At 69.8% G+C, this 25516-nt stretch carries 21 protein-coding genes; 9 read left to right on the top strand and 12 right to left on the bottom strand.

All coding sequences use genetic code 11. The annotated features are described in order from the left end of the window. The first annotated feature begins 104 nt into the window (after positions 1-104). Genes OCEPR_RS04415 through OCEPR_RS04400 form a run of 4 tightly spaced genes read left to right on the top strand, consistent with a single transcriptional unit; the run spans position 105 to position 4790 of the window. Positions 105-1673: an ABC transporter substrate-binding protein gene (locus OCEPR_RS04415; protein ID WP_013457506.1), complete on the top strand. Its 1569-nt coding sequence runs from the start codon at positions 105-107 to the stop codon at positions 1671-1673. A gap of 54 nt (positions 1674-1727) precedes the next feature. Next, positions 1728-2783 carry an ABC transporter permease gene (locus OCEPR_RS04410; protein WP_013457505.1) on the top strand — a complete coding sequence of 352 codons (1056 nt, stop codon included), beginning with the start codon at positions 1728-1730 and terminating at the stop codon, positions 2781-2783. A gap of 29 nt (positions 2784-2812) precedes the next feature. Further along, positions 2813-3658, top strand: a complete 846-nt coding sequence (locus tag OCEPR_RS04405) for an ABC transporter permease (RefSeq protein WP_041554591.1) — start codon at positions 2813-2815, stop codon at positions 3656-3658. Positions 3659-3713: 55 nt separating this feature from the next. Beyond that, on the top strand, positions 3714-4790 hold the full coding sequence (locus tag OCEPR_RS04400) for a protease complex subunit PrcB family protein (protein WP_013457503.1): 1077 nt from the start codon (positions 3714-3716) through the stop codon (positions 4788-4790). Here OCEPR_RS04400 and OCEPR_RS04395 read toward each other — a convergent pair. Genes OCEPR_RS04395 through hutH form a run of 4 tightly spaced genes read right to left on the bottom strand, consistent with a single transcriptional unit; the run spans position 4764 to position 9266 of the window. Further along, positions 4764-5909, bottom strand: coding sequence for a bifunctional folylpolyglutamate synthase/dihydrofolate synthase (locus OCEPR_RS04395; RefSeq protein WP_013457502.1), 1146 nt, complete (start codon positions 5907-5909; stop codon positions 4764-4766). The two genes, OCEPR_RS04400 and OCEPR_RS04395, sit on opposite strands and share 27 nt — an antisense overlap. Before the next feature lie 3 nt (positions 5910-5912). Beyond that, complete coding sequence (locus OCEPR_RS04390) at positions 5913-7409, bottom strand: B12-binding domain-containing radical SAM protein (RefSeq protein ID WP_013457501.1); 1497 nt, start codon at positions 7407-7409, stop codon at positions 5913-5915. Positions 7410-7464: 55 nt separating this feature from the next. Further along, positions 7465-7713 (bottom strand): DUF502 domain-containing protein, encoded by a 249-nt coding sequence (locus tag OCEPR_RS04385; RefSeq protein WP_013457500.1) that lies wholly within the window; start codon positions 7711-7713, stop codon positions 7465-7467. Between the two features lie 32 nt (positions 7714-7745). After that, positions 7746-9266 carry a histidine ammonia-lyase gene (gene hutH / locus OCEPR_RS04380; RefSeq protein ID WP_013457499.1) on the bottom strand — a complete coding sequence of 507 codons (1521 nt, stop codon included), beginning with the start codon at positions 9264-9266 and terminating at the stop codon, positions 7746-7748. Between the two features lie 21 nt (positions 9267-9287). On the opposite strand from hutH, the gene recO reads away from it, so the two are divergent. Beyond that, positions 9288-10007 carry a DNA repair protein RecO gene (gene recO, locus OCEPR_RS04375; RefSeq protein WP_013457498.1) on the top strand — a complete coding sequence of 240 codons (720 nt, stop codon included), beginning with the start codon at positions 9288-9290 and terminating at the stop codon, positions 10005-10007. Here recO and OCEPR_RS04370 read toward each other — a convergent pair. Beyond that, complete coding sequence (locus tag OCEPR_RS04370) at positions 10004-11800, bottom strand: patatin-like phospholipase family protein (protein ID WP_013457497.1); 1797 nt, start codon at positions 11798-11800, stop codon at positions 10004-10006. The genes recO and OCEPR_RS04370 overlap by 4 nt on opposite strands. An 89-nt stretch (positions 11801-11889) precedes the next feature. On the opposite strand from OCEPR_RS04370, the gene OCEPR_RS04365 reads away from it, so the two are divergent. Next, positions 11890-13539 carry an acyl-CoA mutase large subunit family protein gene (locus OCEPR_RS04365; protein WP_013457496.1) on the top strand — a complete coding sequence of 550 codons (1650 nt, stop codon included), beginning with the start codon at positions 11890-11892 and terminating at the stop codon, positions 13537-13539. A 298-nt stretch (positions 13540-13837) separates the two neighbouring features. Here the strand turns inward: OCEPR_RS04365 and OCEPR_RS04360 are convergent, their stop codons facing one another. From OCEPR_RS04360 to OCEPR_RS04330, 7 genes are read right to left on the bottom strand one after another with little or no spacing between them, the layout of a single operon-like run. Then, positions 13838-14710 carry a 3-hydroxyacyl-CoA dehydrogenase family protein gene (locus OCEPR_RS04360; protein ID WP_013457495.1) on the bottom strand — a complete coding sequence of 291 codons (873 nt, stop codon included), beginning with the start codon at positions 14708-14710 and terminating at the stop codon, positions 13838-13840. A gap of 10 nt (positions 14711-14720) precedes the next feature. Next, positions 14721-16337: a citramalate synthase gene (gene cimA, locus OCEPR_RS04355; RefSeq protein ID WP_013457494.1), complete on the bottom strand. Its 1617-nt coding sequence runs from the start codon at positions 16335-16337 to the stop codon at positions 14721-14723. 4 nt (positions 16338-16341) lie between these two features. After that, on the bottom strand, positions 16342-17223 hold the full coding sequence (locus OCEPR_RS04350; RefSeq protein WP_013457493.1) for a DMT family transporter: 882 nt from the start codon (positions 17221-17223) through the stop codon (positions 16342-16344). Between the two features lie 34 nt (positions 17224-17257). Next, positions 17258-17956 (bottom strand): hypothetical protein, encoded by a 699-nt coding sequence (locus tag OCEPR_RS04345; RefSeq protein ID WP_013457492.1) that lies wholly within the window; start codon positions 17954-17956, stop codon positions 17258-17260. Next, on the bottom strand, positions 17953-18912 hold the full coding sequence (locus OCEPR_RS04340; protein ID WP_013457491.1) for a CAP domain-containing protein: 960 nt from the start codon (positions 18910-18912) through the stop codon (positions 17953-17955). Before OCEPR_RS04340 ends, OCEPR_RS04345 begins: the two co-directional genes overlap by 4 nt. After that, on the bottom strand, positions 18905-20140 hold the full coding sequence (locus OCEPR_RS04335; RefSeq protein WP_013457490.1) for a M16 family metallopeptidase: 1236 nt from the start codon (positions 20138-20140) through the stop codon (positions 18905-18907). The genes OCEPR_RS04340 and OCEPR_RS04335 overlap by 8 nt, the downstream gene beginning before the upstream one ends. Beyond that, positions 20137-21363 carry a M16 family metallopeptidase gene (locus OCEPR_RS04330; protein ID WP_148229264.1) on the bottom strand — a complete coding sequence of 409 codons (1227 nt, stop codon included), beginning with the start codon at positions 21361-21363 and terminating at the stop codon, positions 20137-20139. The genes OCEPR_RS04335 and OCEPR_RS04330 overlap by 4 nt, the downstream gene beginning before the upstream one ends. Positions 21364-21439: 76 nt before the next feature. On the opposite strand from OCEPR_RS04330, the gene recG reads away from it, so the two are divergent. The 3 genes from recG to OCEPR_RS04315 all read left to right on the top strand — a co-directional run bounded on the left by recG (position 21440) and on the right by OCEPR_RS04315 (position 25516). Further along, positions 21440-23770 (top strand): ATP-dependent DNA helicase RecG, encoded by a 2331-nt coding sequence (recG, locus tag OCEPR_RS04325; RefSeq protein WP_013457488.1) that lies wholly within the window; start codon positions 21440-21442, stop codon positions 23768-23770. A gap of 523 nt (positions 23771-24293) precedes the next feature. Continuing rightward, complete coding sequence (locus OCEPR_RS04320) at positions 24294-24749, top strand: GNAT family N-acetyltransferase (protein ID WP_013457487.1); 456 nt, start codon at positions 24294-24296, stop codon at positions 24747-24749. Positions 24750-24751: 2 nt separating this feature from the next. Then, positions 24752-25516: a hypothetical protein gene (locus tag OCEPR_RS04315; protein ID WP_013457486.1), complete on the top strand. Its 765-nt coding sequence runs from the start codon at positions 24752-24754 to the stop codon at positions 25514-25516.

The following is a 25516-nucleotide window of genomic DNA, read 5'->3' as shown; positions in this document are numbered from 1 at the left end:
CGCCGCCGGAGCCCCTTGCGCGCTTTATCCAGGTGAGAAAGTTGAGTATACTTGCACTGTAGCGAATTTACAGCCGCGCACGCCGCGGACGAAAGGAGCAGCATATGAAGCGATGGATCATAGGACTCTTGGCCCTTAGCCTTGCGTTCGGTGTGGCTTCGGCGCAGACCCTCATTTACGGGCAGAGCGACCTGCCCAAGACCCTGGATTCTTCCGACGCGCAGGACGGGAACTCGCTCCGGGTGGCCTACCAGATCACCGAGACGCTGGTGGCCTTCAAACCGGGCACGGTCGACCCGATCCCCGGTCTGGCGCTTTCCTGGGAAGCCAGCAACAACGCCAAGGAGTGGACCTTCAAGCTGCGCCAGGGCGTCAAGTTCCACGACGGCACCCCCTTCAACGCGGAGGCCGTGAAGTTCAACATCGACCGCTGGAACGACCCGAACAACAAGTACCGCGGGAACAAGCAGTTCGTCCCCTTCACCTGGGTCTTCGGCGGCTTCAAGGGCGACGGCTCGATCATCGACCGCGTGGAGGTCGTCGACGAGTACACCGTCAAGTTCTACCTCACCGACTCGGTGGGCTTCTTCCCCAACATGCTCGGGGCCAGCTACTTCGGCATCGACTCGCCCAAGGCCGTGATGGCCAACCCCGAGAAGTACGGCACCCCCGAGGTGGGCGCGGTGGGGACCGGCCCCTTCAAGTTCGACAAGTGGGTGATCGGTGACAAGGTCGTGCTGAAGCGCAACGACGCCTACTGGGGTGAAAAGGCCAAGGTGGACACCCTCGTCTTCCGCGGCATCCCCGAGCCGGCCTCGCGCCTCGCCGAGCTGAAGGCGGGCGCCATCCACATCGCCAACAACCTCTCGCCCGAGGACAAGGTCACCATCGACGCCGATCCCAACCTCGAGGCCGTGGTCCAGAAGGGCCTGAACATCGGCTACCTGGCCTTCCACCAGAAGAACAAGCCGCTCGACGATATCCGCGTGCGCAAGGCCATCGCCGCTGCGGTGGACTGGGACGCGATCGTCGACGCCTTCTACGCCGGTTTGGGCGAGCGGGCGACCGAGTTCGTGCCGCCGGCCATGTGGGGCCGCGACGGCAACATCCCCGCCTACACCTACAACCCCGACCTGGCCAAGAAGCTGCTGGCCGAGGCGGGCTACCCGAACGGCTTCGAGACCGAGATCTGGTACATGCCGGTGAGCCGCCCCTACTTCCCCGCCCCGCAGCCGATCGCCGAGACGATCGCCACCTACCTGGCGGACGTGGGCATCAAGGCCACCCTCAAGACCGAGGACTGGGGCACCTACCTGTCGGACTACGACCAGGGCAAGTTCCCCATGTACATGCTGGGCTGGAGCCCCGACTACCCCGACCCCGACAACTACCTCTTCACCTTCTTCGGCCCCACCTCGATCAAGACCAACCTCGGTTGTGAAAGCGCCGCCTGCGAAGAGATCGGACAGATGCTCGTCGAAGCGCGCACCGCTCCCGACATGGCGACCCGCAAGGAGCTCTACGCCAAGGTGCAGCGGATGGTGCACGAGCTGACGCTCTCGATCCCCGTGGCCCACAACAACCCGCTGCACGCGGTGCGCAAGGGCGTGTCGGGCTGGGTGCCGAGCCCCCTGGGCAGCTCCGAGAACCTCAACCTGGTCACCGTCAAGTAACGCAACCTCACCGGGGCGCGGCCGCGGCCGCGCCCCCTTCCCTTTGGAGGCTCCGTGACCGCCTACGCCATCCGCCGTTTTTTGAGCCTTATCCCCGTTCTCTTCGGCGTCAGCCTGCTCGTCTTCACCTTCATCCACATGATCCCCGGCGATCCCGCGGTCGTCATGCTGGGCGAACGTGCGACGCCCGAATCGCTCGAAAAACTCAGAAAACAACTCAACCTCGACAAACCCCTCTTTTTCAACTTCGATGCGGCCGTGGAAAAGAAATCCCCCGCCGCACTTTTTGAAAGCCAGTACTTTACCTTCGTCACGCGCATCCTGCACGGCGACCTGGGCCAGTCGATCTTCACCAAGGTGGACGTGGCCACCGAGCTGCGGGCCCGCTTCCCCGCGACGTTCGAGCTTTCGGTGGGCGCGATGCTGATCGCGCTGATGCTGGCGATCCCGGCCGGCATCATGGCCGCGGTGCGCAAGAACAGCTGGCTCGACTTGAGCGTGATGACCGCGGCGCTGGTGGGCATCTCGATGCCGATCTTCTGGCTCGGCCTGCTGCTCATCTACCTCTTCGCCGTGAACCTGCACTGGCTGCCGCCCTCCGGGCGGCTCGACGTGGGCGTGCAACTCACCCCGGTCACTGGTTTTTACGTAATCGACGGGCTGATCACCGGAAACTTCGCGGCCACCCGCAACGCACTGCGCCACCTGATCCTGCCGGCGCTGGCGCTCGGCAGCATCCCCACCGCGGTCATCGCCCGGATGATGCGCGGGGCGATGCTCGAGGTGCTCAGCCAGGACTACATCCGCACCGCCCGTTCCAAGGGGCTCTCGGAACGCGTCGTCATCTGGAAGCACGCCCTGCGCAACGCCATGCTCCCGGTCATCACGGTGATCGGGCTGATGTTCGGGACGCTGCTCACCGGTGCGATCCTGACCGAGACGATCTTCAACTGGCCCGGCATCGGCAAGTGGCTCTACGACGGCATCGGCGCGCGCGACTACCCGATCGTGCAGGGCGGCACGCTCTTCATCGCCACCGTCTACGTCATCATCAACGCCCTCGTGGACCTTTCCTACGGGTTCTTCGACCCGCGGATCCAGTACCAATAGGAGACGCCATGGCAACCTCCGAAGCCTACATGCGCACGCCGACCCAGCAGGCCTGGCGACGCTTCATGCGCTCGAGCTCCGGCAAGGCCGGCCTCTTGATCGTGGGGTTCTTCGTCCTGCTCGCCCTGCTCGCCCCCCTGATCATGCCCTACGACGCGACCAAGGACCGCAACCTGCGCGAACGCCTCAAGCCTCCCTCCGCGGAGCACATCATGGGCACCGACGAGCTGGGGCGCGACATCTTCACCCGCGTCGTCCACGGTTCCCGCATCTCGCTCCGGGTGGGGGTCTTCGCCGTGGGCATCGCCGTCGTCGCCGGCACCTTCCTGGGGCTGCTCGCCGGCTACTTTGGCGGCCGCACCGACATGCTCATCAGCTGGCTCGTCGACATCATGCTCTCCTTCCCGTCGATCCTGCTCGCAATCGCCATCGTGGCCGTCATCGGTCCGGGAATATCCAACGCGATGATCGCGGTGGGGATCGTCCAGATTCCCATCTACGCCCGTCTTACCCGCAGCGTGGTGCTCTCGCTCAAGGAGCAGGACTTCGTCGCCGCCGCGGAAGGGCTCGGGGCGGGGCGGGCGCGCATCATCTTCCGCCACATCCTCCCCAACGGGCTCTCACCGCTGATCGTTCAGGCCACCCTCTCGATCGCGACGGCGATCCTGGATGCGGCGGGCCTGGGCTTCCTGGGGCTGGGCGCGCAGCCGCCGCAGCCCGAATGGGGTTTGATGATCTCCAAGGGTTTCCTCTACTTCACCCGGGCCCCCTGGATCAGCCTCTTCCCCGGCGTGGCCATCATGATCGCGGTGCTGGGGTTCAACCTCCTGGGCGACGGCCTGCGCGACGCCCTCGACCCGCGGACCTCACGTTAAGGCCGCGTTCATGCGACCTAATGCGGAAATAAGAAAGGTACTTTAGACTGTGCGTATGAAGCTCTGGAAACTGTCGCTGGGACTGCTCGCCCTGGGGCTGAGCGCCTGCGTGCCCGTACTGGTGGAAACCGGCCCGCGCTACAGCGTGACCGAGATCGAGTGGCTCACCCCCGAGGCCTCGGAACGCTGGACCTACTTCTTCGGCGATCCGCAGACGGTCTACCTCGACGGGCGACCGCTCGTTCTCGAGCCCGCCCCCGCCCGCGAGCACATCTGGTCGGTTCCCGGAGCCCTGTGGGTGGACGGCCAACCCAACCTGCGCGAGGTCCTCCCACCGCTGCGCCTTCCTGCGCAGACCGTCGAGGCCCTGCCCGGGTTCGACTACGTCGTCGAGACACGGGTGGACCTGGAGGGGGTCTGGCTCTACGACGGCACCTGGTTCCGCCTCGCCGGGAAGTTGAAGGCCGGCAGCCGCATCCGCAGCGACGGCGTCCCCGCCTACCCCGTGCTGCAGGGCTTGGAACGCGCAGAAACCAAGGTGGTCCTCAACGAGGCCCTGGCCCGCTCGGGCAACCGTCCGCTCGTCGTCTACCAGCTCAGCGACGCCGTTTACCCCGACTACCGCTTCGACCCCAAGCCCCGGACCTACCGCAAGGTCAGCCTCGCCGTGCAGTACGGCGTTCCAAAGGAGTTCGTCTTGGGTCCCGTCACCCCGCCGGCGCCCGCCTGGGAGGTCCTGGACAAGGGCCCCTTCAGCGCCTACGCGGACACCCAACCCTACGCGGTCCTGGCCGTCACCGAGAAAACCTTCCTGCAAAAGGTCTGGCCGTTGGCCGCGGGCCGCCGGGTTCCCCAACCGGCGCCCCCCGCGATCGACTTCCGGCGCGACAGCGTGGTCGCCTTCTTCTGGGGCACCAAACCGACCGGCGGCTACGCCCTCAAGGTGCTCCGCGTCCTCTTGAAGGACGACGTGCTCGTCGTGCAGCTGCAGCTGATCCAGCCCAAGCCGGGCAGCCTGGTCACCCAGGCGATCACGAGCCCCTACCTGCTCTTGCGCGTTCAGGGGAAACCGACCAAGGTGCGGTTCCTCGACGAAAAGGGGAACCTACTCAAGGAAGCCCGAGCCGAGTAGCCGACCGACCAGGTAGAGCGAGCCCGTGACCACCACGGGCTCGTCTTCGCGCGCCGACTCCGCAGCGAGCGCCAGGGCCGCGAGGGGGTCGGGTTCGTAGGCATACCCCCCCTGCGATCCGGGCAGGGGCCAGGTGAGCACGGTGCCGCCGGCGCGCGCCGCCAGGAGCTCGAGCATCGGGCCGACGCGCTTGTGCGGGTGGGCGCCGAAGACGAGGCGGTAGCGCCGGGGCAGCTCGGCGGCCAGCGCCCGGGCGGCGGGCGGGTTGTGGGCGCCGTCGAGCAGGACGGGCCGGCCGCGGAAGCGGCGCCGGTCGAGGCGGCCGGGCAGGCGGGCGTTTGCGAGGGCCGCCCGCACCACCGCCTCGCCGAAGCCCAGGAGCCGCAGCGCCGCCCCCGCCAGCGCCGCGTTCTCCCGCTGGAAGGCCCCCGCGAGCGCCGGCGGCGCCGGAAGCGCGAAGAGCGGGTCCTCGGGGTCGTAGACGTGGAGGGGCGCGCTCCGCGCACGGGCGACCTCGCGCAGGACGTCGAGCGCCCGGCCGCGGGCCGCGCTCACCACGGGCGTTCCCGGCCGCACCGCCTCCGCCTTGTCCCGCGCCAGCGCCTCGAGCGAACCGAAGCTTGCCAGGTGGTCCTCGCCCACGTTGGTGAGCACGGTCAGGGCCACCTGCTCGCGGACGAAGGACGTGGCGTCGCTCGCACCCCCCACCCCGGCCTCGAGCGCCGCCCAGGCCACTCTCTCGACCGCGAAGCGCTCGAGGGCGAAGGCGAGCATCCACTCGAAGAAGGCCGGGGGGTCGTCCAGGTCGAGCGCGCGGGCGCGCGCCGCGAATTCGATGAGCGCCTCGCGGCTTGCGGGTGCGCCATCCACCCGTACGCGCTCGCGCGGATCGACGAGGTGGGGGCTGGTGAACGCCCCGGCGCGCACCCCGGCGGCGAGGAAACCCTGCTCCAGGTAGGCGGCCACGCTGCCCTTGCCGTTCGTCCCCACGACGTGCACGAAGCGGGTCCGCGGCAGCGCGCCGCCCAGGCGCGCCCAGGCGGCGCGCAATCGGCGGGCGCCGCGCTCGCGGCCGGCGCGCCGCTGCGCCTCGAGCCAGCGAACCGCCTCGGCGTACACCGCCTACCCCAGCACCAGCGGCAGGGCCGCGCCCTCGGGCTCGGGCAGGGTGAGCGGGTCGCGCCAGCCCACCTCGGCGAGGGCGCGCTTCCAGCCGGCGAAGGACTCGCCCTCTTCCAGTCGCAGCGCCGCCAGCCCCACCTCGGGCCCGCCGCGGGCGATCACCGCCTCGATCCAGGCCCACTTGGCGCTGGTGGAGCGCACCTCGACGCGCGGCCGCAGCTTGCGCAGCTCCTTCTGGATGCGCTTGAGCCGGGCTTCGATCGTCTTGATCCCGGCGAAGCGGTCCCCCCAGTGGGGGGTGTGGCGCTTGGGCACGAAGGGCGAGATGCCCAGCGCCACCGGGGTGATCTCGGCGACCCGGCGGGTGAACGCGATCATCTCGCTAATGTCGTCGTCGGTCTCGGTAGGCAGGCCGATCATCTGGTAGAGCTTGTATCCCTTGAAGCCCAGGTCGCGGGCGATCTCGGCGGCCCTGAGCAGGTGGTCCTCGGTGATCTGCTTCTTGAGGAGGTCGCGCAGACGCTGGCTGGGGCCGTCGGAGGCGATGGTGAAGGTGCGCAGGCCGCCTTCCTTGAGGATGGCGGCGAGTTCGGCGTCCACCCGGTCGGCGCGGATGCTCGAGACCGAAAGCTTGACGCCGCGCTCGAGCAGCGCCCGCCCCACGCGCTTGATGTGGGGGTAGTCGGAGAGCGCCGCGCCCACCAGCCCCACCTTGGCCACGCCCTCGGGCACGACCTCGAGCACCCGCTCGGCGGGGACGTTGCGCGTGGGGCCGTACATCGTCCGCGCCAGGCAGAAGGTGCAGGGCCGCGGACAGCCGCGCTCGGCCTCGACCAGGAAGACGCCGGGAAACTCGGACTCCTCGGCGACGATCTGGGAATAGACGGGCAGCTCGTCGAGGGGCGCGGTGGCCCAGTGGGGTTCGCGGGCGTCGCGGTCCGGGAGGAAGACCCCCGGCATCCCCTCGATCAGGTCCAGGAACTCGGCCTTGCTCGCCGCCTGGCGGTAGGCCTCGGCCAGAAGGGGGACGGTCTGTTCGCCGTCGCCGATCAGGATCGCGTCGGCGAAGGGGGCGAGCGGCCAGGGGTTGGAGCTGGTGAGGGGACCCCCGACGAGGACGACGGGGTCGCGGGCGTCGCGTTCCTCGCGCAGCGGCTCGAGCCCCGCCGCCCGCAGCAGGCGCACGACGTTGACCAGGTCGAGCTCGAAGGCCACGGAGATGCCGAAGACGTGGGCGTCGCCGGCGTAGCGGCCCGACTCGTAGGTGACGAGCCGCCCCGGCGGGGCGAGCTCGGCGTCCTCCAGGAAGGCGCGCTCGGCGGCGAAGTCGGGCTCGGCGTTGAAGAGGCGGTAGACGGTCTGGAAGCCCAGCGAGGCCATGGCCACCGCGTAGGTGTTGGGGTAGGCCACGGTGACGCGGAAGGGGGCGTCCTTGAAGATCGTCCCCCGTTCGCCGGCGAGCCGGTGCTGGATGCGTTTGCGCAGTGCGTCGTTCATAGAAAAAGCCCGCCGCGCAGGCGCGGCCGCTGGGGCGGGAGCGTCGGGGCGTCGGTCACGCAGCGGTTTGGGGTTTGGAGAGGGCCCGCAGGATCAGGTAGAGCACCCCTGCGATGAGCAGCGCGGGGATCAGGAACTTCAGCAAGGCGACGATCAGCGCGGCGACGGCCAGGAACAGCTTGCCCAAGAAGACCATGACCCAGCCCGCGAGCCAGAGCGCCACCAGGACGCCCACGACGATCAGCAGCCCGATCACGATCCACTCGAGCAGGTCCTCCAGGGTGTAGCGGTCCAAGGCGTTCATCCACGTTTAGTCTAGCACACTCAGGGGCACGGCTATTCGAGCGGCCCCACCTCGGCCTCGACGACGCGCAGCAGCTCGCCGCTCCGGATCAGCTCGCGCAGCCGCGAAAGCTCCGGCTTCAGGTAGCGGTCGCGGTCCAGATGGGGCACCTCGGCCCGGATGCGCGCGTAGGCGGCGCGCACCCCCCGGCCGGGCTCGAGCGGGCGGTGGAAGTCGAGCGCCTGCGCCGCCGAGGCCAGCTCGATGGCCAGCACCCAGAGCGCGTTCTCGTAGATCTGCCGCGCCTGCCGGGCGGCCGTCGTGCCCATGGAGACGTGGTCCTCCTGATTGGCGCTGGTGGGGATCGAGTCCACCGAGGCCGGGTGGGCCAGCACCTTGTTCTCGCTCACCAGGCTGGCGGCGGTGTACTGGCTGATCATCAACCCCGAGTGGAGGCCGCCACGTTCGGCCAGGAACGCCGGCAGCCCCGAGAGCGCGGGGTTGAGCATCTGCTCCACCCGCCGCTCGGCGATGTTGGCGAGCTCCGCCAGGGCCACGGCGACCGCGTCGGCCGGCAGCGCCAGCGGCTGGCCGTGGAAGTTGCCGGCGCTGATCACCTCGCCGGTCTCGGGGACGACGAGCGGGTTGTCGGTCACGCTCGCCACCTCCACCTCGAGCGCCCGCTCCAGGTAAGCCAGCGCGTCGCGGCTGGCCCCGTGCACCTGGGGCACCGCCCGCAGCGAGTAGGCGTCCTGCACCTTGTCGCAGTCGGCGTGCGAGGCGGCGATCTCGGAGCCCGCGAGCAGCCGCCGCAGGTTCGCGGCCACGGCCTCGGCGCCCGGGTGGGGCCGGAGCCGGGTGACCCAGACGCCATAGGGACGGTGGCTGGCCTTCAGCGCCTCGACGCTCATCGCCGCGGCCACGTCGGCGGTGCGCGCCAGGATCCGGGCATCGTGCGAGAGCAGCACCAGCACCGCGCTCATCGCCTGGGTGCCGTTGACGAGCGCCAGGCCTTCCTTGGCCTCGAGGACGAGCGGCTCGAGCCCGAGCCGGGCCAGCGCCTCGGCCCCGGAAAGCACCTCGCCCGCGAGCTCGACCTCGCCCTCGCCGATCAGCGGCAGCGCCATGTGCGCCAGCGGCGCCAGGTCGCCCGAGGCGCCCACCGACCCCTGCGAGGGCACGACCGGGTGGGCCCCCGCGGCCAGCAGCGCGAGCAGACGCTCGACCACGAGCGGGCGCACCCCCGAGTAGCCGCGGGCCAGCGAGGCGGCGCGCAGCAGCATCATCGCCCGCACCACCTCGGTCGCAAAGGGCGGCCCCACCCCGATCGCGTGCGAGAGCAGCAGGTTGCGCTGCAGCTCGCGCACCGCATCGGGCTCGATGCGCACCCGCGCGAACTTGCCGAAGCCGGTCGTCACCCCGTAGACGACCGCCCCCGAGGCCAGCGCCCGCTCCACCACCTCGCGGCCCTGCTGCATGCGCGCGCGGGCGGCTTCGGAGAGGGTCCAGGCAAGGTCCCCGCGCGCCGTGGTCACGACCTGATCGAGGGTGGGCGCGGCGTCCAGTTCGGGCACGCCTTAACCTAACATGGAGGGGTGGAGCGCTACCGCACCCACGAGGGCGTCATCGTCGGCCGCCGACCGCTGCCCGGCGGCGACGTGCTGCTGCGCTTCGTCGGCCCCGAAGGGGCGCTCGACGCGGTGGCGCGCAAGGCCCAGCGCCCCGGCGGCCGCAGCGGCCGCCTGATGCTCTTCCACCACGTGCGCTTCCAGGCCTACCACAAACCCGACCGCGACCTGGCCACCCTCACCCAGGCCGAGCTGGTGGGGCGGCTCGAGCGCCTGAGCGAACCCGGCCGCTACGCCGCGGCCGCCTACCTGGGCGAGCTCGCCTACCGGCTCGCCGCCCCCGAGGTGGCCCCGGCCCTCTGGCCCGTCTTCACCAGCGGCCTCCGGGGCGTCGCCCGCCACGGCGAACCCGCGCTGCCGCTCGTCTGGGCCGGCTGGCGCATGCTCGCCGCAGGCGGCCTGGAACCCGGGCTCGAAAGCCGCTGCGGCCACCCGCCCGCCCGGCTGGAGCTCGAGGGCGCGCTCGCCTGTTCCGCCTGCGCCCGAAGCCCGGCGCTGCCGCTGGGCGCGGGCGGCGCGGAGGTCCTCGCCGTGCTGCTGCGCCGCCCCGGACGCGAGGCCATGACCCGGCTGGAAACCGCGGCCTGGCGGCCGTTGCTCGCTGCGCTGCTGGGCTACGTCGCTTACCAGCTCGAGCCCCTGCGCTCCGAAGCCGCGGTGCGCCAGGCCTTCCTGAACGGCGCCTAGGGCCAGATGCGGCCCCGGAACCCCAGCCCCCAACGCCCGCCGCGCAGGCCGTAGGCGAGGTCGAGGCCCCCCTGCACGGGCAGGAAACCGAAGAGCTGGGCCTCCACGCCGGCGCCGACGCCCAGCCCCACGGCCGCGCCCGCGAAGCGCGCGGGCGCGGCCCCCGCGTCCACGAAGCCCCAGAAGCTGGGCTTGACCAGCGCCGTCTCGAGCACCGGCGAACCGTGCGGCGGCGTCCAGGCCAGTTCCAGGTTGAGCACCCCCACCGCCGGCGCGGTCCAGGCGTCGGAGGGGTAGCCGCGCAGCAGGCTGCGCGACCCCAGGCTGAACAGGGCGTCCCGAGGCGCGCCCGCCCCCGCCATGGCGGCGTAGGCGCGTCCGCGCAACTCCCAGCCCCTCCCCAGCGGCCAGCGGGCGCGGGCGTCGAGGTCGACGGCGTCGAAGGACGGCGCCCACCCCCTGGTGTACCCGCCCGAAAGCGCGTAGGCGCCGCGGCGGCGCCACGCCGCCTCCAGCCGCACCCGGCCGCGGATCGGATCCAGGCGCAGGCCGATCTCGGTCTCCGGCAGGCCGTCGTAGCGCAGCGAAGGCTCCACCGACCAGCGCCCCCCGACGTCGCGCGCGAGCGCGATCCCGAGCAGCCAGTCGGGGCGCGGGTTCCAGGCGGCCGAAACCCCCGCCGCGCCCCCGGCCCCCTCCAGGTTGGTGGCGTACCAGGCCTCGACGTGGCCGCGCCCCAGCGGCCCCCCGCTGGCGCGCGCGCCCAGCTTGAAGAGGCTGAGCGCCGGGGTGGCGTCGGGGTGGCGCCCGCTGAGGTACGAGGACGGCGCGAGCCCCACGACCGGCAGCAAGCTGAAGCGGGGCGGCATGCGTTCCACCGCGACGCGGGCCCGCTCGAGCCGCTCCCGCCAGCCGCGGTTGATGGCGCGGTCCGCGTTGGGGTCGCCCGGCGGGCGGAGGGGGATGCCGTGCGCCTCGAGGACGCGGTAGATCTCGGGCAGGCGGGCCCGCGTCGCCGCGTAGCCCTTACCGATGAAGGCGCGCGCCTTGTCGAAGGACATGTACGACTCGAGCGCCAGCCCCGGGTCCACGATGGCGTCGGCCTGCTTCAGGTCCGCTTCGCTGTTGCGGCGGATGATGTCGATGACCAGCTGGGTGACGTTGTCGATCAGGCTCTCGGGCCGGAAGGGAACCTCGCGGGTGACGTTGACGACCAGAACCACCTCGGCGCCCAGCGCCCGCGCCATGCGCACGGGCACCGGCGCCTTGTAGGCGCCGTCGTAGTACCACTCGCCGTCCAACTCCACCGGCTCCATGAGCACCGGCATGGCCATCGAGGCGTGCACCGCGCGCGCCAGCGAACCCGAGGTGAAGAGGTGGGCTTCGCCGGTCCGCAGGTTGGAGGCCACCAGGTAGTAGGGCACGGGCGTCGAACCCACCTGCGCCCCTTCCGTGAGCACGTCCAGCGCCGTTTCCAGGGGCGAGGCGTCGAGGAGCCCCCCGCCTAAGGGGAAGTGAAAGCGCACGACCATGCCGGGGTCGATGCGCACGGCCAGCTCCTCGAGCACCTCGGTCGAGTAACCGGCGGCGTACATGGCGCCGATCACCGAGCCCATCGAGGTGCCCACGATCAGGTCGACGGGCACGCCGGCCTCGTTCAGGGCCCGCAGCACCCCGATGTGGGCCATGCCGCGCGCCGCGCCCCCGCCCAGGATGAGGGCCACTTTGGGCTGGGCCAGCGCGGCCGAGCCGAGCCCAAAGGCGATCACGATTCCAAGCCACAGCGTCCGCATTTCCACGATGCTAACACCCGGGCCTCGGGTCTCACGGTTTTTCGCCGGTCACACGGTGAACCGTTATAATACGGCCCAAGGAGGCCCCGATGCGCCCAAAGCACGCATGGATGCGCGAAACCTACCAAAAGAGCACGGAACGCGTGCCCGAGCGCCCGGTCGCGCACCGCACGCTCTCGAACATCGCCCCCGACCCCATCTACACCCCCGAAGACGTTCAGGGTTTCGACTACGACGAAAAGCTCGGCTACCCCGGCGAGTACCCCTACACCCGCGGCGTCTACGGCTCGATGTACCGTTCCAAGCTGTGGACGATGCGCATGTTCGCCGGCTTCGGCACCGCCGAGCAGACCAACGAGCGCTTCAAGAAGCTCCTTGCCGCCGGTCAGATGGGCCTCTCCACGGCCTTCGACCTGCCCACGCTGATGGGCTACGACTCCGATCACCCGCTCTCGGCGGGCGAGGTGGGCAAGTGCGGCGTGGCCGTGAGCAGCCTCGCCGACATGGAGATCCTCTTCGACGGCATCAACCTCGAAGAGGTCACCACCTCGATGACGATCAACTCACCCGCCAACGCCATCTGGGCGATGTACCTGGCGCTCGCCAAGAAGAAGGGCTACGACTGGAAGAAGCTCGGCGGCACGATCCAGAACGACATCCTCAAGGAGTTCATTGCCCAGAAGGAGTTCATCTTCCCGCCCGAGCCCAGCGTCAAGCTGGTGATCGACACCTTCGAGTGGGGGCCCGAGAACGTACCCCGCTGGAACTTCATCTCGGTCTCGGGCTATCACATCCGGGAGGCCGGGGCGACCGCGGTCCAGGAGCTGGCCTTCACCCTGGCCGACGGCTTCGAGTACGTGGAAAAGGCGCTCGAGCGCGGCCTGGACGTCGACGCCTTCGCCCCCCGCATCAGCTTCTTCTTCGACGTCCACAACGACTTCTTCGAGGAGATCGCCAAGTTCCGCGCCGCCCGTCGCATCTGGGCCACCCAGATGCGCGAGCGCTACGGCGCAAAGGACCCGCGCAGCTGGATGCTGCGCACCCACGCCCAGACCGCCGGGGTCAGCCTCACCGCCCAGCAGCCGCTCAACAACCTCACCCGCGTGGCCATCCAGGCGCTGGCGGCGGTCCTTGGCGGCACCAACAGCCTCCACACCGACGCCTACGACGAGGCCCTGGCCCTGCCCACCGAAGAGGCGGCCACGCTGGCGCTGCGGCAGCAGCAGATCATCGCCTACGAGTCGGGGGTGACCCACACCATCGACCCGCTCGCCGGCAGCTACTACGTGGAGTGGCTGACCGACAAGATCGAGGCCGAGGCCATGCGCTACATCGAGGAGATCCGGCGCTTGGGCGGGGTGGTCCGCGGCATCGAGCAGGGCTACTTCCTGCGCGAGATCGGCGACGCCTCCTACCGCTTCCAGCAGGAGGTCGAGTCGGGCGAGCGCATCATCGTGGGGGTCAACGCCTTCCAGGACGAGAAGGAGATCGAGGTGCCGATCCAGGAGATCGACCCCGAGATCGAACGCATCCAGGCCGAGCGGCTGGCTCGGGTGCGCCGCGAACGCGACCCCGAACGCGTTGAACAGGCGCTCGAGGGGTTGCGCCAGGCCGCCGCAGGTGGCCGGAACACCATGCCCCACTTCGTCGAGGCCGCCCTCGCCTACGCCACCCTGGGCGAGATGATGGACGTGCTGCGCGAGGTCTACGGGGTCTACGAGGAGCCGGTGATGGTCTAGTCGGTACGTGGTACGTGGTGCGTAGTACGTAGTACGTGGTACGTGGTAGCGGGGCTGGCCTGTGGACTGCAGTCAGAAAGCAGGATGTAGGAAGTGGGGTGTGGGAAGTAGGTTGTGTTTTTGAAAGCGCGCGAACGGGTTTGAGTACGGCACATAAGACATGGAGCTTGCTTTCCCTGCTTCCTGCTCCCTACACCCCACATCCCGGCGCAGCTCTAAGCTGCGCCGCAAATAATGCAAAAGCCGGCGGCCGGCTGCAGGCAGCCGGCCGCTTCCACAAGCCACTTGCCACGAGCTACTAGCCGATCTTGTTCCCCTTCTCGTCGTACTTGTAGAACCCCTGCCCGCTCTTGCGGCCCAGCAGACCCGCCTGGACCATCTTCTTGAGCAGCGGCGAGGGGCGGTACTTGCTGTCGCCAAAGCCCTCGTGCAGCACCTCCATGATGGCCAGCACGGTGTCGAGGCCGATGAAGTCGGCGAGCGTCAGCGGGCCCATGGGGTGGTTCATGCCCAGCTTCATCACGGTGTCGATGGCCTCGGGGGTGGCCACGCCCTCCATGACCGCTTGGATGGCCTCGTTGAGCATGGGGATGAGCACGCGGTTGGAGACGAAGCCGGGGTAGTCGTTGACCTCGACCGGCACCTTGCCCATCTTCTCGGCCGTCGCCATGACCACCCGGGTGACCTCGTCCGAGGTCTTGTAGCCGCGGATGACCTCGACGAGCTTCATCAGCGGCACCGGGTTCATGAAGTGCATGCCGATGAAACGCTCGGGGCGGGAGGTGTAGCTGGCCAGCTTGGTGATGGGAATCGAGGAGGTGTTGGAAGCGAAGACGGCCTCAGGCTTCACCACCTTGTCGAGCGTCTGGAAGAGCTTACCCTTGACCGACTCGTTCTCCACGATGGCCTCGACGACCAGGTCGCAGTCCGCGAAGTCGGCGGGGTTGAGCGTCGTCTTGATGCGGGCCAGGGCCTTTTCGGCCTCCTCCTGGGTGATCTTCTCCTTGCGCAGGAAGCGGTCGAGCGACCTTCGGATGGCCTCGAGCCCCTTCTTGAGGCTCAGCTCCTCGACGTCCATTAGCACGACCTCGTAACCCGACTGGGCCGCCACCTGGGCGATGCCCGACCCCATCTGCCCTGCGCCGATCACGCCGATCTTCCGAATCTCCATGGCTTTCCTCCTACTTGAACAAGGGCGGTTCGATGCCCTCGGCTTCCGCCTTGGTGTAGAGGCCGTACTCGATGCCGTCGAAGAGCGCCTGCCAGGTCGCCTGGATCAGGTCGCGGCTGATGCCGATCGTGCTCCAGGTGCGCGCGCCGTCGCTGAAGGTGACCGTGACCCGCGCCCGCAGCTCCTGCTTGCCGCGCGGGTAGAAGGTGCGCACCCGCACGGCGGCGAGCTTGATGCCGCAGACGTAGTCCTCGAGGGGGCCCAGCTCACTGCGCACCTCGCGCAACGCCCCCAGCAGCACTTCGAAGAGCGTGGTCACCGGGCCGGTGCCCTCGGCGGCCACGTACTCGTCGTGCGAGCCCAGCTGGATGCGCAGGCTGGCCTCGACGACCGGTTGGTGCTTGCCCCGGATCACCTCGAAGAGGCGCAGGCGCTCCACCGTCATCGCGGGGTGGAAACGCCCGGTCAGCTTGCCCAGCACCAGCTCGAGGCTGGCCTCGGCATCCTCGTAGGTGTAGCCGGCCTCCTCGAGCCGCAAGAGCTCCTCGCGGATACGCTGGTTGGCGGCCGAGTCGCCCGTCAGGTCCACCCCCAGGCGCTGCGCCAGCGACTCGAGGTAGCTGGCCCGGGCGATGCCGGGCAGCAGCAGCCGGCGCTCGTTGCCCACCGCCTCGGGCGGGATCGGCTCGTAGGTCTCGGGGTCGCTGAGCACGGCGGCGATGTGCGAGTGGGTGCGGTGGGCGAAGACCTTGTACCCCACGAAGGGGTGGTAGTCGAGGTCGCCCACCCCGATCTTGTTGACGATCGCCCGGGTGACCGGCGTCAGGTTCCGAAGCGCTTCGTCGGAGACGACGTCGATCCCCATCTTGAGCTTGAGGATGGGAATCAGCGTGGAAAGGTCGGTCATGCCGGTGCGCGCCCCGTAGCCGCCGATCGTGCCCTGCACGTGCTCGGCGCCCGCCTCCACCGCGGCGATGGCGTTGGCGACGGCGAGGCCCATGTCGTTGTGTCCGTGGAACCCCACCACCACGTCGGGGTGGGCCTCCTTGACCGAGCGGATCCCCTTGGCGACCTCGTGCATCAGCGAAGCCCCTACGGAATCGCCCAGCACCAGGATGTCGGCGCCGCCCTTCACGGCCGCCGCGGCCACCTCGAGCGAGTAGCCGCGGTCGTGCCGGCAGCCGTCGTAGAAGTGCTCGGCCGTGAAGATGACCTCTTTGCCCAGCTCCTTCAGGTAGGCGACGGTCTCGCGCACCATCGCCAGGTTCTCCTCCAGCGTGGTGCGCAGTACCTTCTCCACGTGCAGGCTCCAGGCCTTGCCGTAGATGTGCACGGTGTCGGTCTCGGCCTTGAGCAGCGCCCGCAGGTTCGGGTCACGGTCGGGGTCGGTCTCGGGGCGGCGCGTGGATCCGAAGGCCACGAGCCGGCCCTTCAGGTCCAGTTCGCGGGCGCGCTCGAAGACCTCCAGGTCTTCGGGCCACTGGTAGGGCCAGCCGGCCTCCAGGTAGGGGATCTCGAGCCGATCGAGGAGCTGCAGGATCTCGATCTTGTCCTCAGGGGTGAAGCTCACCCCTTCGGAGAGGGCTCCGTCGCGGAGCAGCGTGTCCAGAATCGTGACCCGTCCCATGCCCTCAGCTTATACCGCGCGAAGCGGGCGCACGTCCTGCGTACTGCGTCACCAGCACCCCCACGATGGCCACCGCACCGCCGACCACGGCCAGCAGGCTGGGCCATTCGCCCAGCCAGACCCAGGCGATGACGATGGCCAGCGCAGGCGAGAGGTAGAGGAAGCTGGTCACCCGCGAAGCCGGCGCGCGGCTGAGGGCGAAGGTCCAGGCGACGTAGGCCAGCGCCCCGGGGCCCACCCCCAGGTAGACGACGCTCCAGGTCGCCGCAGGGGGCGCCGCGGCCAGCTCGGCGGGCAGGCCGGGCAGCAGCGGCAGCATCCAGAGCGTACCCGCCCAGAGGGTGTAGGCGGTCACCTCGAGCGGCGTGTAGCGCCCGTGCAGGGGCTTCTGGAAGACGAAGTAGAGGCTCGTGGAGAAAGCGGCGAGGACGATCCAGAACGCGCCCGGACTGAAGCGCAGTCCGCCCCCCTCCCCCAAGGCGATCAGGGCCACGCCGGCGAAGCCCAGCCCGATGCCCGCCCATCCCAGGGGCGTGAGCCGCTCGCCGAGGAAGAAGACGGCGAGCAGGGCGGTGAAGATCGGGCCCGAGGCGATGAGCAGGCTCGCCGCGCCTGCGCTGACGGTGAGCTCGCCGTAGTTGAGGGCGACGTGGTAGACGGTGATCCCCAGGAAGCCCAGCAGGGCAATGCGGCCCAGGTCAGCGCGCCGGGGCGGCCGGACGCGCGCCAGCGCCGCGTAGACGACCAGGGTGGACGAGGCGACCAGGAAACGGAGCAGCGCCAGGTGCGCGGGACCGTACCCTTCCAGCCCCGCGCGGATGCCCGCGAAGGCCGAGGCCCACAGCACCAGGGTGAACGCAAGGGCGGAGAGGGTGGTGAGGTCCATCTCCGCCCAGTTTAGGCCTCCGCGACGGGACGCGCTAGAAGCGGTAGGAGAGGCTGACCGAGAAGGGGCTGAAGACCGAGAAGTCGCTGCGGTCGGTCACGACCGGCGCCACCAGGAAGACGCTGCCCTCGAACCCCAGGGTCAGGCGGTCGCTGAACACCGTAAGCGGTACGTTAATGCCCAGGGTGCCCCCGGGAAGGACTCCGTAGCGGTTGCAGACGAAGGGGTTGCCGTTCCTCTTGGTGCAAGCGTAGTAGAGCCGCCCGCGCGGTCCCATGTAGGCCGAACCGAACTCGGTGGGAACGGCGAAGTAGTAGGCGCCGTCAAAGGCCGCGCCCATCGTGCTCGTGGTCACCTCCACGTCGGTGTCGGGGATGCCGTCGTTGTTCGTGTCCACGTAGTCCCAGGTGGTGTAGCTGTTGTAGGCCATGTCCAGCGAGGCCCCGAACGAACCCTGCGACCAGGAGAGCCGGCCCGCGGCGCCGGTGTAGCCGCCGTAGAGAACGCCGCGCCAGGGGCCCTGCGCCACCTCGAGCCCCAGCCCTACGGGCCCGGCGCTGATGTAGAAACCGTCCTCGTCGAAGTGGCCGGCGCGCGTGGAGGGCGGGTAGGGCCCCGTGGCCATGCCGCCGCTGTCGTAGATCGGCGCAGGGGTAATGGCTCCGGGGGCGCAGCCGAAGAACAGGAAGACCAGCGAAAACCCCAGGGCGGGAAACCAACGGTGTAGCTTCACGGTCGAGCTCCTTTCTGCAGCGGTTCCGCGGTGCTTCCCAGAAGCGGAATCCTATGGGTATATTCTATCTTATCTTTTTGGGGCGTTCCCACCCATACGACCCGCCAGCTCAAGGGCACCTCGACCACCGCGTCGCCCTGCACGCGGCGGAAGAGCCGTGGCTCAGGACCGTAGGCCAGCCAGTGCTCGCCCGGCGGCAGCCCCAGCTGCAGCTTGACGCTCGCGACGGTCCGCTCCGTGTAGCGGGCGCTCCACTCGATGCGGGGGTGGCGGCACCCGGTCGCGGGAAGGGTGAACGCGCAGGCCAGCAGGTAGCGTCCGCCGTTCCAGAGGCCGAGGCTGACCTCGCTCTGCGGATCCACGTCCAGCTCCCCGCTCCAGCGGGGCGGTTGCAACGCCGTCACGAACGCGCCGTCCACGAACACCCCCACGGTCGCCCGGGCGCTTCCGCGGTAGCTGAGCCGCCCCTCGCGTTTTTGCGAGGGGGTCTGCCAGACCCAGACGCGGAAAGGGCGGGCGACGAAGTTCTGCACCACGGCGATGCGGTCGCCCTTCTGAACCAGGGCCAGCCCCAGGTGGGTGAACTCGGGTTTGAGCAGGTTCTTGCGGTGCGGCGGGCTGCGGAGCCAGTCGTCCACGACCACGCCTGCGGCGTACTCCGGGGTGTAGCCCTCGTAGTAGGCCAGGTTCTCCCCGACGGTGACCTCGAGCACCCCCGCGGCCCACATGCGCTCGGCGGGGCCCAGGCCGTCGGGGTTGACGTGGTCGAAGAAGCCGCGCTCGAGCATGTCGAGCGCGTGCGCGCGGGCCGCGCGGTAGGCGGCGTCGTCCCAGGCGAGCGCGCCGAGGCCGTGCGCCTTGCGGGCCTCGTTGGTGAGCCGGAAGGCTTCGAGCTCGAGCGGTGTCTGCGCCAGCGCCGCTCCCAACAGCACCAGCAGCGCCAGCCACCTAGCCATGGTCTGCGGGCACCAGCCAGTACTCGAGGGCGCGGCTGAAGGGGCGGGCCTCCAGGAGCTCGTTAAGGTGGTAGGGCTCCAGGTGCATCACCCAGCGCCGTACCGTGTCCAGCGCCTCGTACCGCCCGGTGTAGCTGTACCCGAGCCCGAGGTAGAAGAGCCGGCTGAGCGAGGTCTCGCCGGCGAAGACGAGCGAGGTGGCCGTCTTGAGCTTGGCGCGCTCCAGCTCCTCGCCGTCGACCCCGCCCTTCTCGAGGCGCACGAGCTCCTCGCGGATCCGCTCCGAGACCTCCTCCTCGTGGGCGGGGTCCCCCTGCGCGTAGACGAGGTAGACCCCGAGCTCCTCGAACTCGTGGTGGTAGGCCATCGCCGTCTCGGCCAGCCCCGGGTCGACGAGGCGCCAGAAGAGCCGGCCGTTGTCGGGATCGCCCAGGACGTCGGCCAGCACCCGCGCCGCATAGCGCTCTTCGGCGGCGGCCGCGTGCCCCGGCGCCATAAAGGCGGCGTAGGCCTGGCTGGCCTTGTCGTAAGGCGTGCGCAGGCGGCGCGGCTCGGGGGCGAAGCCCGGGTGGTTGCGCGGTGCGGGCCCCTGGGTCCAGCCGCGGGTCATCCGCTCGGCGAGCGCCAGCATCTCGTCCCAGTCCAGGTTGCCCGCGAAGGCGAGCGTCATGTTGTTCGGCACGTAGCGGCGCGCGTGGTAGGCCGCCATCTGCGCCCGGGTCATCGCCTCGATGCTCTCGGTCGTACCCAGCACCGGCTTGGCCAGCGGGTGGCGCCCGAAGTAGGCCTCCTGGGCGCGTTCGTAGAGCACGAAGTGCGGGCGGTCGCGGTAGAGGGCGATCTCCTCGAGGATCACCTTACGCTCGGTCTCGAACTCTTCCTCGCGCAGCGCCGGGCGCATCAGGTCGCTGAGAAGGTCGAGCAACCGGGGCGCGAACTCGGGCAGCACCGCTCCGTAGAAGACGGTGAGCTCTTCGTTGGTGAAGGCGTTGTACTTGGCGCCCATCTCGTCGAACTCGCGGTTGACGTCCCAAGCGCTGCGGCGCTCGGTGCCCTTGAAGACCATGTGCTCGAGAAAGTGGCTCACGCCCTCTTCGCCCGCCAGCTCGTCGCGGCTCCCGGTGCGCACGAAGTAGCCGAGGGCCGTGCTCTTGGCCTCGGGGTTGATCTCGGCGATCACGCGCAGGCCGTTGGGCAGCGTGGCTTCCCGGAACGTCAACAGGCTCATGCCCCCACCTCCACGGTGCCCAGGCTGCCGATCCAGGGGTCGCGGTAGGGCCGCCCTGCGAGGAAGGCGTTGAGGCGCTCGAGGGTGACGTCCATCACCTCGGCCTCCACCTCTTCCAGGCTGCGCGCCCGGTCGAGGATGAAGAGGTCGCGCGCCAGCGCGCCGGCGCGGGCCCGGCTCGACTCGCCCGAGAGCACCAGGTCGGCGCGCACGCCCACCTTGGCGCGGTCCAGCTCCTCCCGGGTCACCCCCTCGGCCAGCCGCTCGATCTCCTCCTCCATGACCTCCAGCGTGGCCTGCGCCCGCTCCGGCATGGTTCCGGCGTAGGCGGTCAGGTAGCCGAAGCCCTTGACCGAACCGGGGCTGGCGCTCACCGCGTAGACGAGGCCGCGCTTTTCGCGCACCTCGGTGAAGAGGCGGCTGCTCATGCCGCCCGAGAGCACGGCGACGGCAAGGCGCGAGGCGTAGAAGTCGTAGTGCCCCGGGGGCACGTCCTTGTAGAAGAGGCCGATCTGCACCTGCTCGGTCTCCTGGTCGATGTGGAAACGGTGCGGCACGGTTAGGCGGACGGCCGGAGGGGCCGGGGCGTCGCCGCTCCAGGCACCGAGGTGCTTCTCGGCGATCCGCAGGACCTCGTCGGGGTCGACCCCGCCCGAGACCGCGAGGACGGAGCCTCCGGCACCGTAACGGCGGCGGTACTCCTCGCGCAGCGCGTCCGGGGTCATCCGCTCGAGCGTCTCCCGCTCGCCCTCGACGGGCTGCCCGTGGGGGCTGGCGAAGGCTTCGCGCCTGAGCCGGCCCAGCAACTTGCGCGGGGGCTGGTCCTCCAGGGCGGCCAGCTCCTGCAACGCCAGGGCGCGCACCGACTCGAAGGCGTCGTCCGGCAGGTGCGGGCGCATCAACAGGTCGGCGTAGAGCTCGAGGGCAGCCGAAAAGCCCTCGGGCAGCAACGAGGCGGAGAAGGTGGTGTACTCCACCCCCGCCCCCGACTGCCGCCGCACGCCCAGCGCGTCGAGCGCGTCGGCGAAGGCGCGGGCCCCTCGGGGCCCGGCCCCCTTCCAGAGCCAGGTCTCCAGCATGCTGGCCGCGCCCAGCCGCTCCTCGGGGTCGCTCGTCGCCCCTACGGGCACCAAGATCGTAAAACTGAGTCCCGGGTTCCAGGGCTGCGGTTCCACCGCCACCCGGAGCCCGTTGTCCAGGGTATGCACAACAGGGGCCGCCACCCGAAGATTATACTTTCCGGTTTTGCCTGATCGGGTTCAGGAACCGACGTTTCCGTGCGGCGGGTAGAATGGCCGCGTGACGCGGCGGGAACTCATCCAGCGGCTGGCGCGGCCGCTCGAGCGCGAGCTGGCCACCGGCTGCCGGGACCGGGTCGTGGCCGGGGGACTGGAAAAGCTCGTCCACAACCTGGCGCGGCCCTTTCCCGAGGTGATCGAGTTGCTCGAGGGTTACGCCGCGCTCGAGCCTGACGCGCGCTGTGCCCGCCTGCGCGAAGCGCTCGCCCGGCTGGGCGTCGCGGCCGCCCCCGCCCGGGCCCCTGCGAAAACCCAAGCCCCCGTGGAGGAGCCGCCGGCGACGGAGCTGGACGCCCCGGTCGACGCAATCCCCCTAGGCCCCGGCGGCCCGCAGAAGATGCGCTCGCTGGGCGTGCGCACCCTGCGCGACCTGCTCTTCTACTATCCCCGCCGCCACGAGGACCGCCGCACCCTCCCCGGCTTCGCCGCCCTGGCCCCGGGCGCCAAGGCCACGGTGGTGGCCACCGTGCTCTCCAAGAGCCAGGTCAAGACGCCGCGCAAGAAGATGCTCATCACCCAGGCGCGCCTCGCCGACGACCGCGGCCACAAGCTCACCGCCGTCTGGTTCAACCAGCCCTGGGTAATGGGGCAGCTGCGCGAAGGCGAGAAGATCGTGGTCACCGGCCGCTACACCGTCCGCGGCCGGGTGCGCAACCTGGCGGTGGAGTACTTCGAGGCCGAGGGCGGCGAGCAGCTCTCCACCGGCCGCATCGTGCCCGTCTACAGCCTGGGCGAGCGGATGAGCCAGGCCTGGCTGCGCCGTAGCGTTTGGCGGGCGCTGGAGGCCATCAAAGAGGTCCCCGATCCCCTGCCGGAAGAACTGCGACAAGAGCTGGGCCTGGCCGACCTCGACTTCGCCCTGCGCCAGATTCACTTTCCCGAAAGCGAGCAGCACCTGGCCCGGGCGCTCGAGCGGCTGAAGTTCGACGAGTTCCTCTTCCTCGAGCTTCGGGTCCTGCTCACCTCGGGCGCCTCGGCGCTGGTGGGCCAGATCTTCGAGGTGCGCGAGGAGGACCTGTGCACCTTCCTCGATGCCCTCCCCTTCGAACCCACCGCCGCCCAGCGGCGGGTGCTGGACGAGATCCTGGCGGACATGCGAAGCGAGCGCCAGATGGCGCGGCTCTTGCAGGGCGACGTGGGATCGGGCAAGACCGCGGTGGCCGCCGCCGCCCTCTACGTCGCCGCCAGGAACCAAAAGCAGGGGGCGCTCATGGCCCCCACCGAGATCCTGGCCAAGCAGCACTTCGCCAACCTGACCCGCTACCTCTGGCCGCTGGGGGTGCGGGTGGAGCTGCTGACCGGCAGCATGAAGGCCGGCGAGAAGAAGCGGGTCTACGCGCGCATCGAATCCGGCGAGGTGGACGTGGTGGTGGGCACCCACGCCCTGATCCAGAAAGAGGTCCGGTTCCGCGAGCTGGGCCTGGCGGTGATCGACGAGGAGCACCGCTTCGGCGTCATGCAGCGCCGCGCCCTGCTGCAGGGCCGGCCCGACGTGCTGGTGATGACGGCCACCCCCATCCCCCGCTCGCTGGCGCTCACCCTCTACGGCGACCTGGAGGTAAGCGTAATCGACGAGATGCCGCCCGGCCGCAAGCCGGTGAAGACGCGGCTCCTCACCCAGAGGAGCCGCAAGGACGCCTACGCCTTCGCCCGCAAACTGATTGGCGAGGGGCACCAGGTCTTCGTCGTCGCCCCGCTGATCGAAGAGTCCGACGCCGAGGTGATGGCCGAGGTGCGCGCGGCCACCGAGCTGGCCGGCGAGGTGGCGGCGATGCTGCCCGAGGCACGGGTGGAGGTGCTGCACGGCCGCATGAAGGCCGAGGAGAAGGACGCGCTGATGGAGCGCTTCCGAAACCGCGACTTCGACGTGCTGGTGAGCACCACCGTCATCGAGGTGGGGGTGGACATCCCCGGGGCCAACCTGATGATCATCGAAAACGCCGAGCGCTTCGGCCTGGCCCAGCTGCACCAGCTGCGCGGCCGCGTGGGCCGCGGCGGCGAGCAGGCCTACTGCATCCTGATCGCCGGCGACACCAGCCGCAAGACGATGCAGCGCCTGCGGGTGATCGAAAAATCGACCGACGGCTTCTACGTCGCCGAGCAGGACCTGAAGCTGCGCGGGCCCGGAGAGCTCCGCGGCACTCGCCAGTCGGGCCTGCCCGACCTGCAGCTGGGCGACCTGACCAGCGACGTGGAGATCATCGAAAGCGCCCGCAGCACGGCCAAGCGCATCCTCGAGGCCGACCCCTACCTGACCGAGCCCGAACACCAGGCCCTCAAACGCGAGCTCCAGCTCCGCGGCGAGGCGGTGGGGCTAAGGGAGATTATCTAGTGCTCGCGTAGGGAGTGGGGTGTAGGAAGCGGGGAGTGGGGCCCTTGCGAGTGGAAAAGTGAACTCTAGGCTTCATCAGCGCCAACAACCCCCCATCCTCCCGAGAGGGAGGGAAAGCCTTCCACCGGCCACCGAAAACAGATGAAGGAACCTTTATTGGTTTCGGATTGAAAAGCAAAGCCAGCGGCGAGACGCCGAGAGTCGGCGCAAGCCTCCCCCTTGGGGGAGATGGCTGCGAAGCAGCCAGAGGGGGGTTGTTTGCTGGGATATCGGATGCGGGGTGTAGGGCCTGGGATGTGGGTTGGTCATGCATCGGCGACCAACTTTTGGGCTTCTACAACGCCAACAACCCCCACCCCGACCCTCCCCGAGGGGGAGGGTGTCTTATTTCGTCGCAACCCAACTGAGGGTTTTAACTGCCGCGAAGGGTCCCGATAAAACACTACATGCTACGAGCCACTAGCTAGGGGCATCGGCCACCACAAACCACGCACAACGAACTACGTACCCCTACAATGGAACCGTGCTCCGGATCCGCCCCGCCACCCCCGACGACGCCGCGGTCCTGGCGCGGTTCCGGGTGCAACTCTTCCGCGAGATGGGACGGCTCGAGGGGGACGAGGCCGAGTTCGCCCACGCCTCGGAAAACTACTTCGCCTGGGCGCTCTCCACCGAGCGTGAGGTCGCCTGGATCGCCGAGGACATGGGCGAGGCGGTGGCGGTGCTGGCGATGACCCTCGAGCCCATGCCGCCCAAACCCGGCCGCCCCCGGCTCGTCGAGGCCTTCATGCACAACGTCTACGTCCTGCCCGACCGCCGCATGCGCGGGCTGGCGGGCCGCCTGACCCGCACGGCCCTGGACTACGCGAAGGCCGAGGGCATCCGGAGGGTGCGGCTCTTCACCTCCGACGACGCCCGCTGGATGTACGAGCGGTTGGGCTTTCGCCCCCACGGCCGCTACCTGGAGTTCAAACCCTGACCGTGCTGAAGCGCCTGCCCCACCCCCACGTGCCCGCCGAGTACTCGCCCGGCAGCCGCCGGCGTGCGGCGGAGCTGCAGCGTTTCCTGGCGCGGCTCCACGACGCGCTCGAGCCGATACGCCCGGTGCCGCCGGTCACCCTCTACGTGCTCGACGAACACGACTGGCGGCGTTTCACCCGCCTCCCCTACGGTTACCCCTTCCAGCGCAGCAAGCCGGGCGAGAACAGCGGCGTCTTCGCACCGCTGCGCTACCCCGACCGGCTGCTCGAGCGCCTGACCCACGTCTTCGCCGAGGCCGCCCGCCGTGGCGGACGGCTGCCCGGGCCGCTGGCGGTCTTTCTGGACCTGATGATCGCCCACGAGTACGCCCACGCGGTGGCGGTGGCCTGGGGGCTGAGGGCGCGGGTGCGCTGGGTGGACGAGTTCTTGGCCAACTACCTCTACATGCTCGCCCTCTACCGCAGCGACCGCGACCTCTACGCCCAGGCGCGCGCCTGGGCCGAGCTGGCGCGCCGGCTCGAGCCCCAGCGCCGCAGCCTCGGGGGCTTCGAGCGCTACCCGCGCCGCCCCCTGGGCGAGCAGCTTTGGTTCCAGGGCGTCTTCACGCTCGAGGCCGCGCGCATGATCGAGGAGAGCGGGGACCGCTTCGTGCGGCGCCTGCTCGAGGCCGCCCCCCTCGCCCGCCGCGACCTGCACCGCAAGCTGCTCGCGGCCGAACCCGGCCTGCGGGCCTTCTTCCGCACCTTCGGCGAGAAGGTAACCTGA

Origin of the sequence: Oceanithermus profundus DSM 14977 (assembly GCF_000183745.1) — a bacterium.
In the GTDB taxonomy this organism is placed as follows: domain Bacteria; phylum Deinococcota; class Deinococci; order Deinococcales; family Marinithermaceae; genus Oceanithermus; species Oceanithermus profundus.
This window is presented reverse-complemented; position numbering and strand designations above follow the sequence as displayed.

Bases quoted from the DNA above. Each gene is read 5' to 3' on its own strand.
- OCEPR_RS04415 (WP_013457506.1), top strand. From the start codon at position 105: ATGAAGCGATGGATCATAGGACTCTTGGCCCTTAGCCTTGCGTTCGGT.
- OCEPR_RS04405 (WP_041554591.1), top strand. From the start codon at position 2,813: ATGCGCACGCCGACCCAGCAGGCCTGGCGACGCTTCATGCGCTCGAGC.
- OCEPR_RS04400 (WP_013457503.1), top strand. From the start codon at position 3,714: ATGAAGCTCTGGAAACTGTCGCTGGGACTGCTCGCCCTGGGGCTGAGC.
- OCEPR_RS04390 (WP_013457501.1), bottom strand. From the start codon at position 7,409: ATGAACGACGCACTGCGCAAACGCATCCAGCACCGGCTCGCCGGCGAA.
- OCEPR_RS04385 (WP_013457500.1), bottom strand. From the start codon at position 7,713: ATGAACGCCTTGGACCGCTACACCCTGGAGGACCTGCTCGAGTGGATC.
- OCEPR_RS04370 (WP_013457497.1), bottom strand. From the start codon at position 11,800: ATGCGGACGCTGTGGCTTGGAATCGTGATCGCCTTTGGGCTCGGCTCG.
- OCEPR_RS04365 (WP_013457496.1), top strand. From the start codon at position 11,890: ATGCGCCCAAAGCACGCATGGATGCGCGAAACCTACCAAAAGAGCACG.
- OCEPR_RS04360 (WP_013457495.1), bottom strand. From the start codon at position 14,710: ATGGAGATTCGGAAGATCGGCGTGATCGGCGCAGGGCAGATGGGGTCG.
- cimA (WP_013457494.1), bottom strand. From the start codon at position 16,337: ATGGGACGGGTCACGATTCTGGACACGCTGCTCCGCGACGGAGCCCTC.
- OCEPR_RS04350 (WP_013457493.1), bottom strand. From the start codon at position 17,223: ATGGACCTCACCACCCTCTCCGCCCTTGCGTTCACCCTGGTGCTGTGG.
- OCEPR_RS04340 (WP_013457491.1), bottom strand. From the start codon at position 18,912: ATGGCTAGGTGGCTGGCGCTGCTGGTGCTGTTGGGAGCGGCGCTGGCG.
- OCEPR_RS04335 (WP_013457490.1), bottom strand. From the start codon at position 20,140: ATGAGCCTGTTGACGTTCCGGGAAGCCACGCTGCCCAACGGCCTGCGC.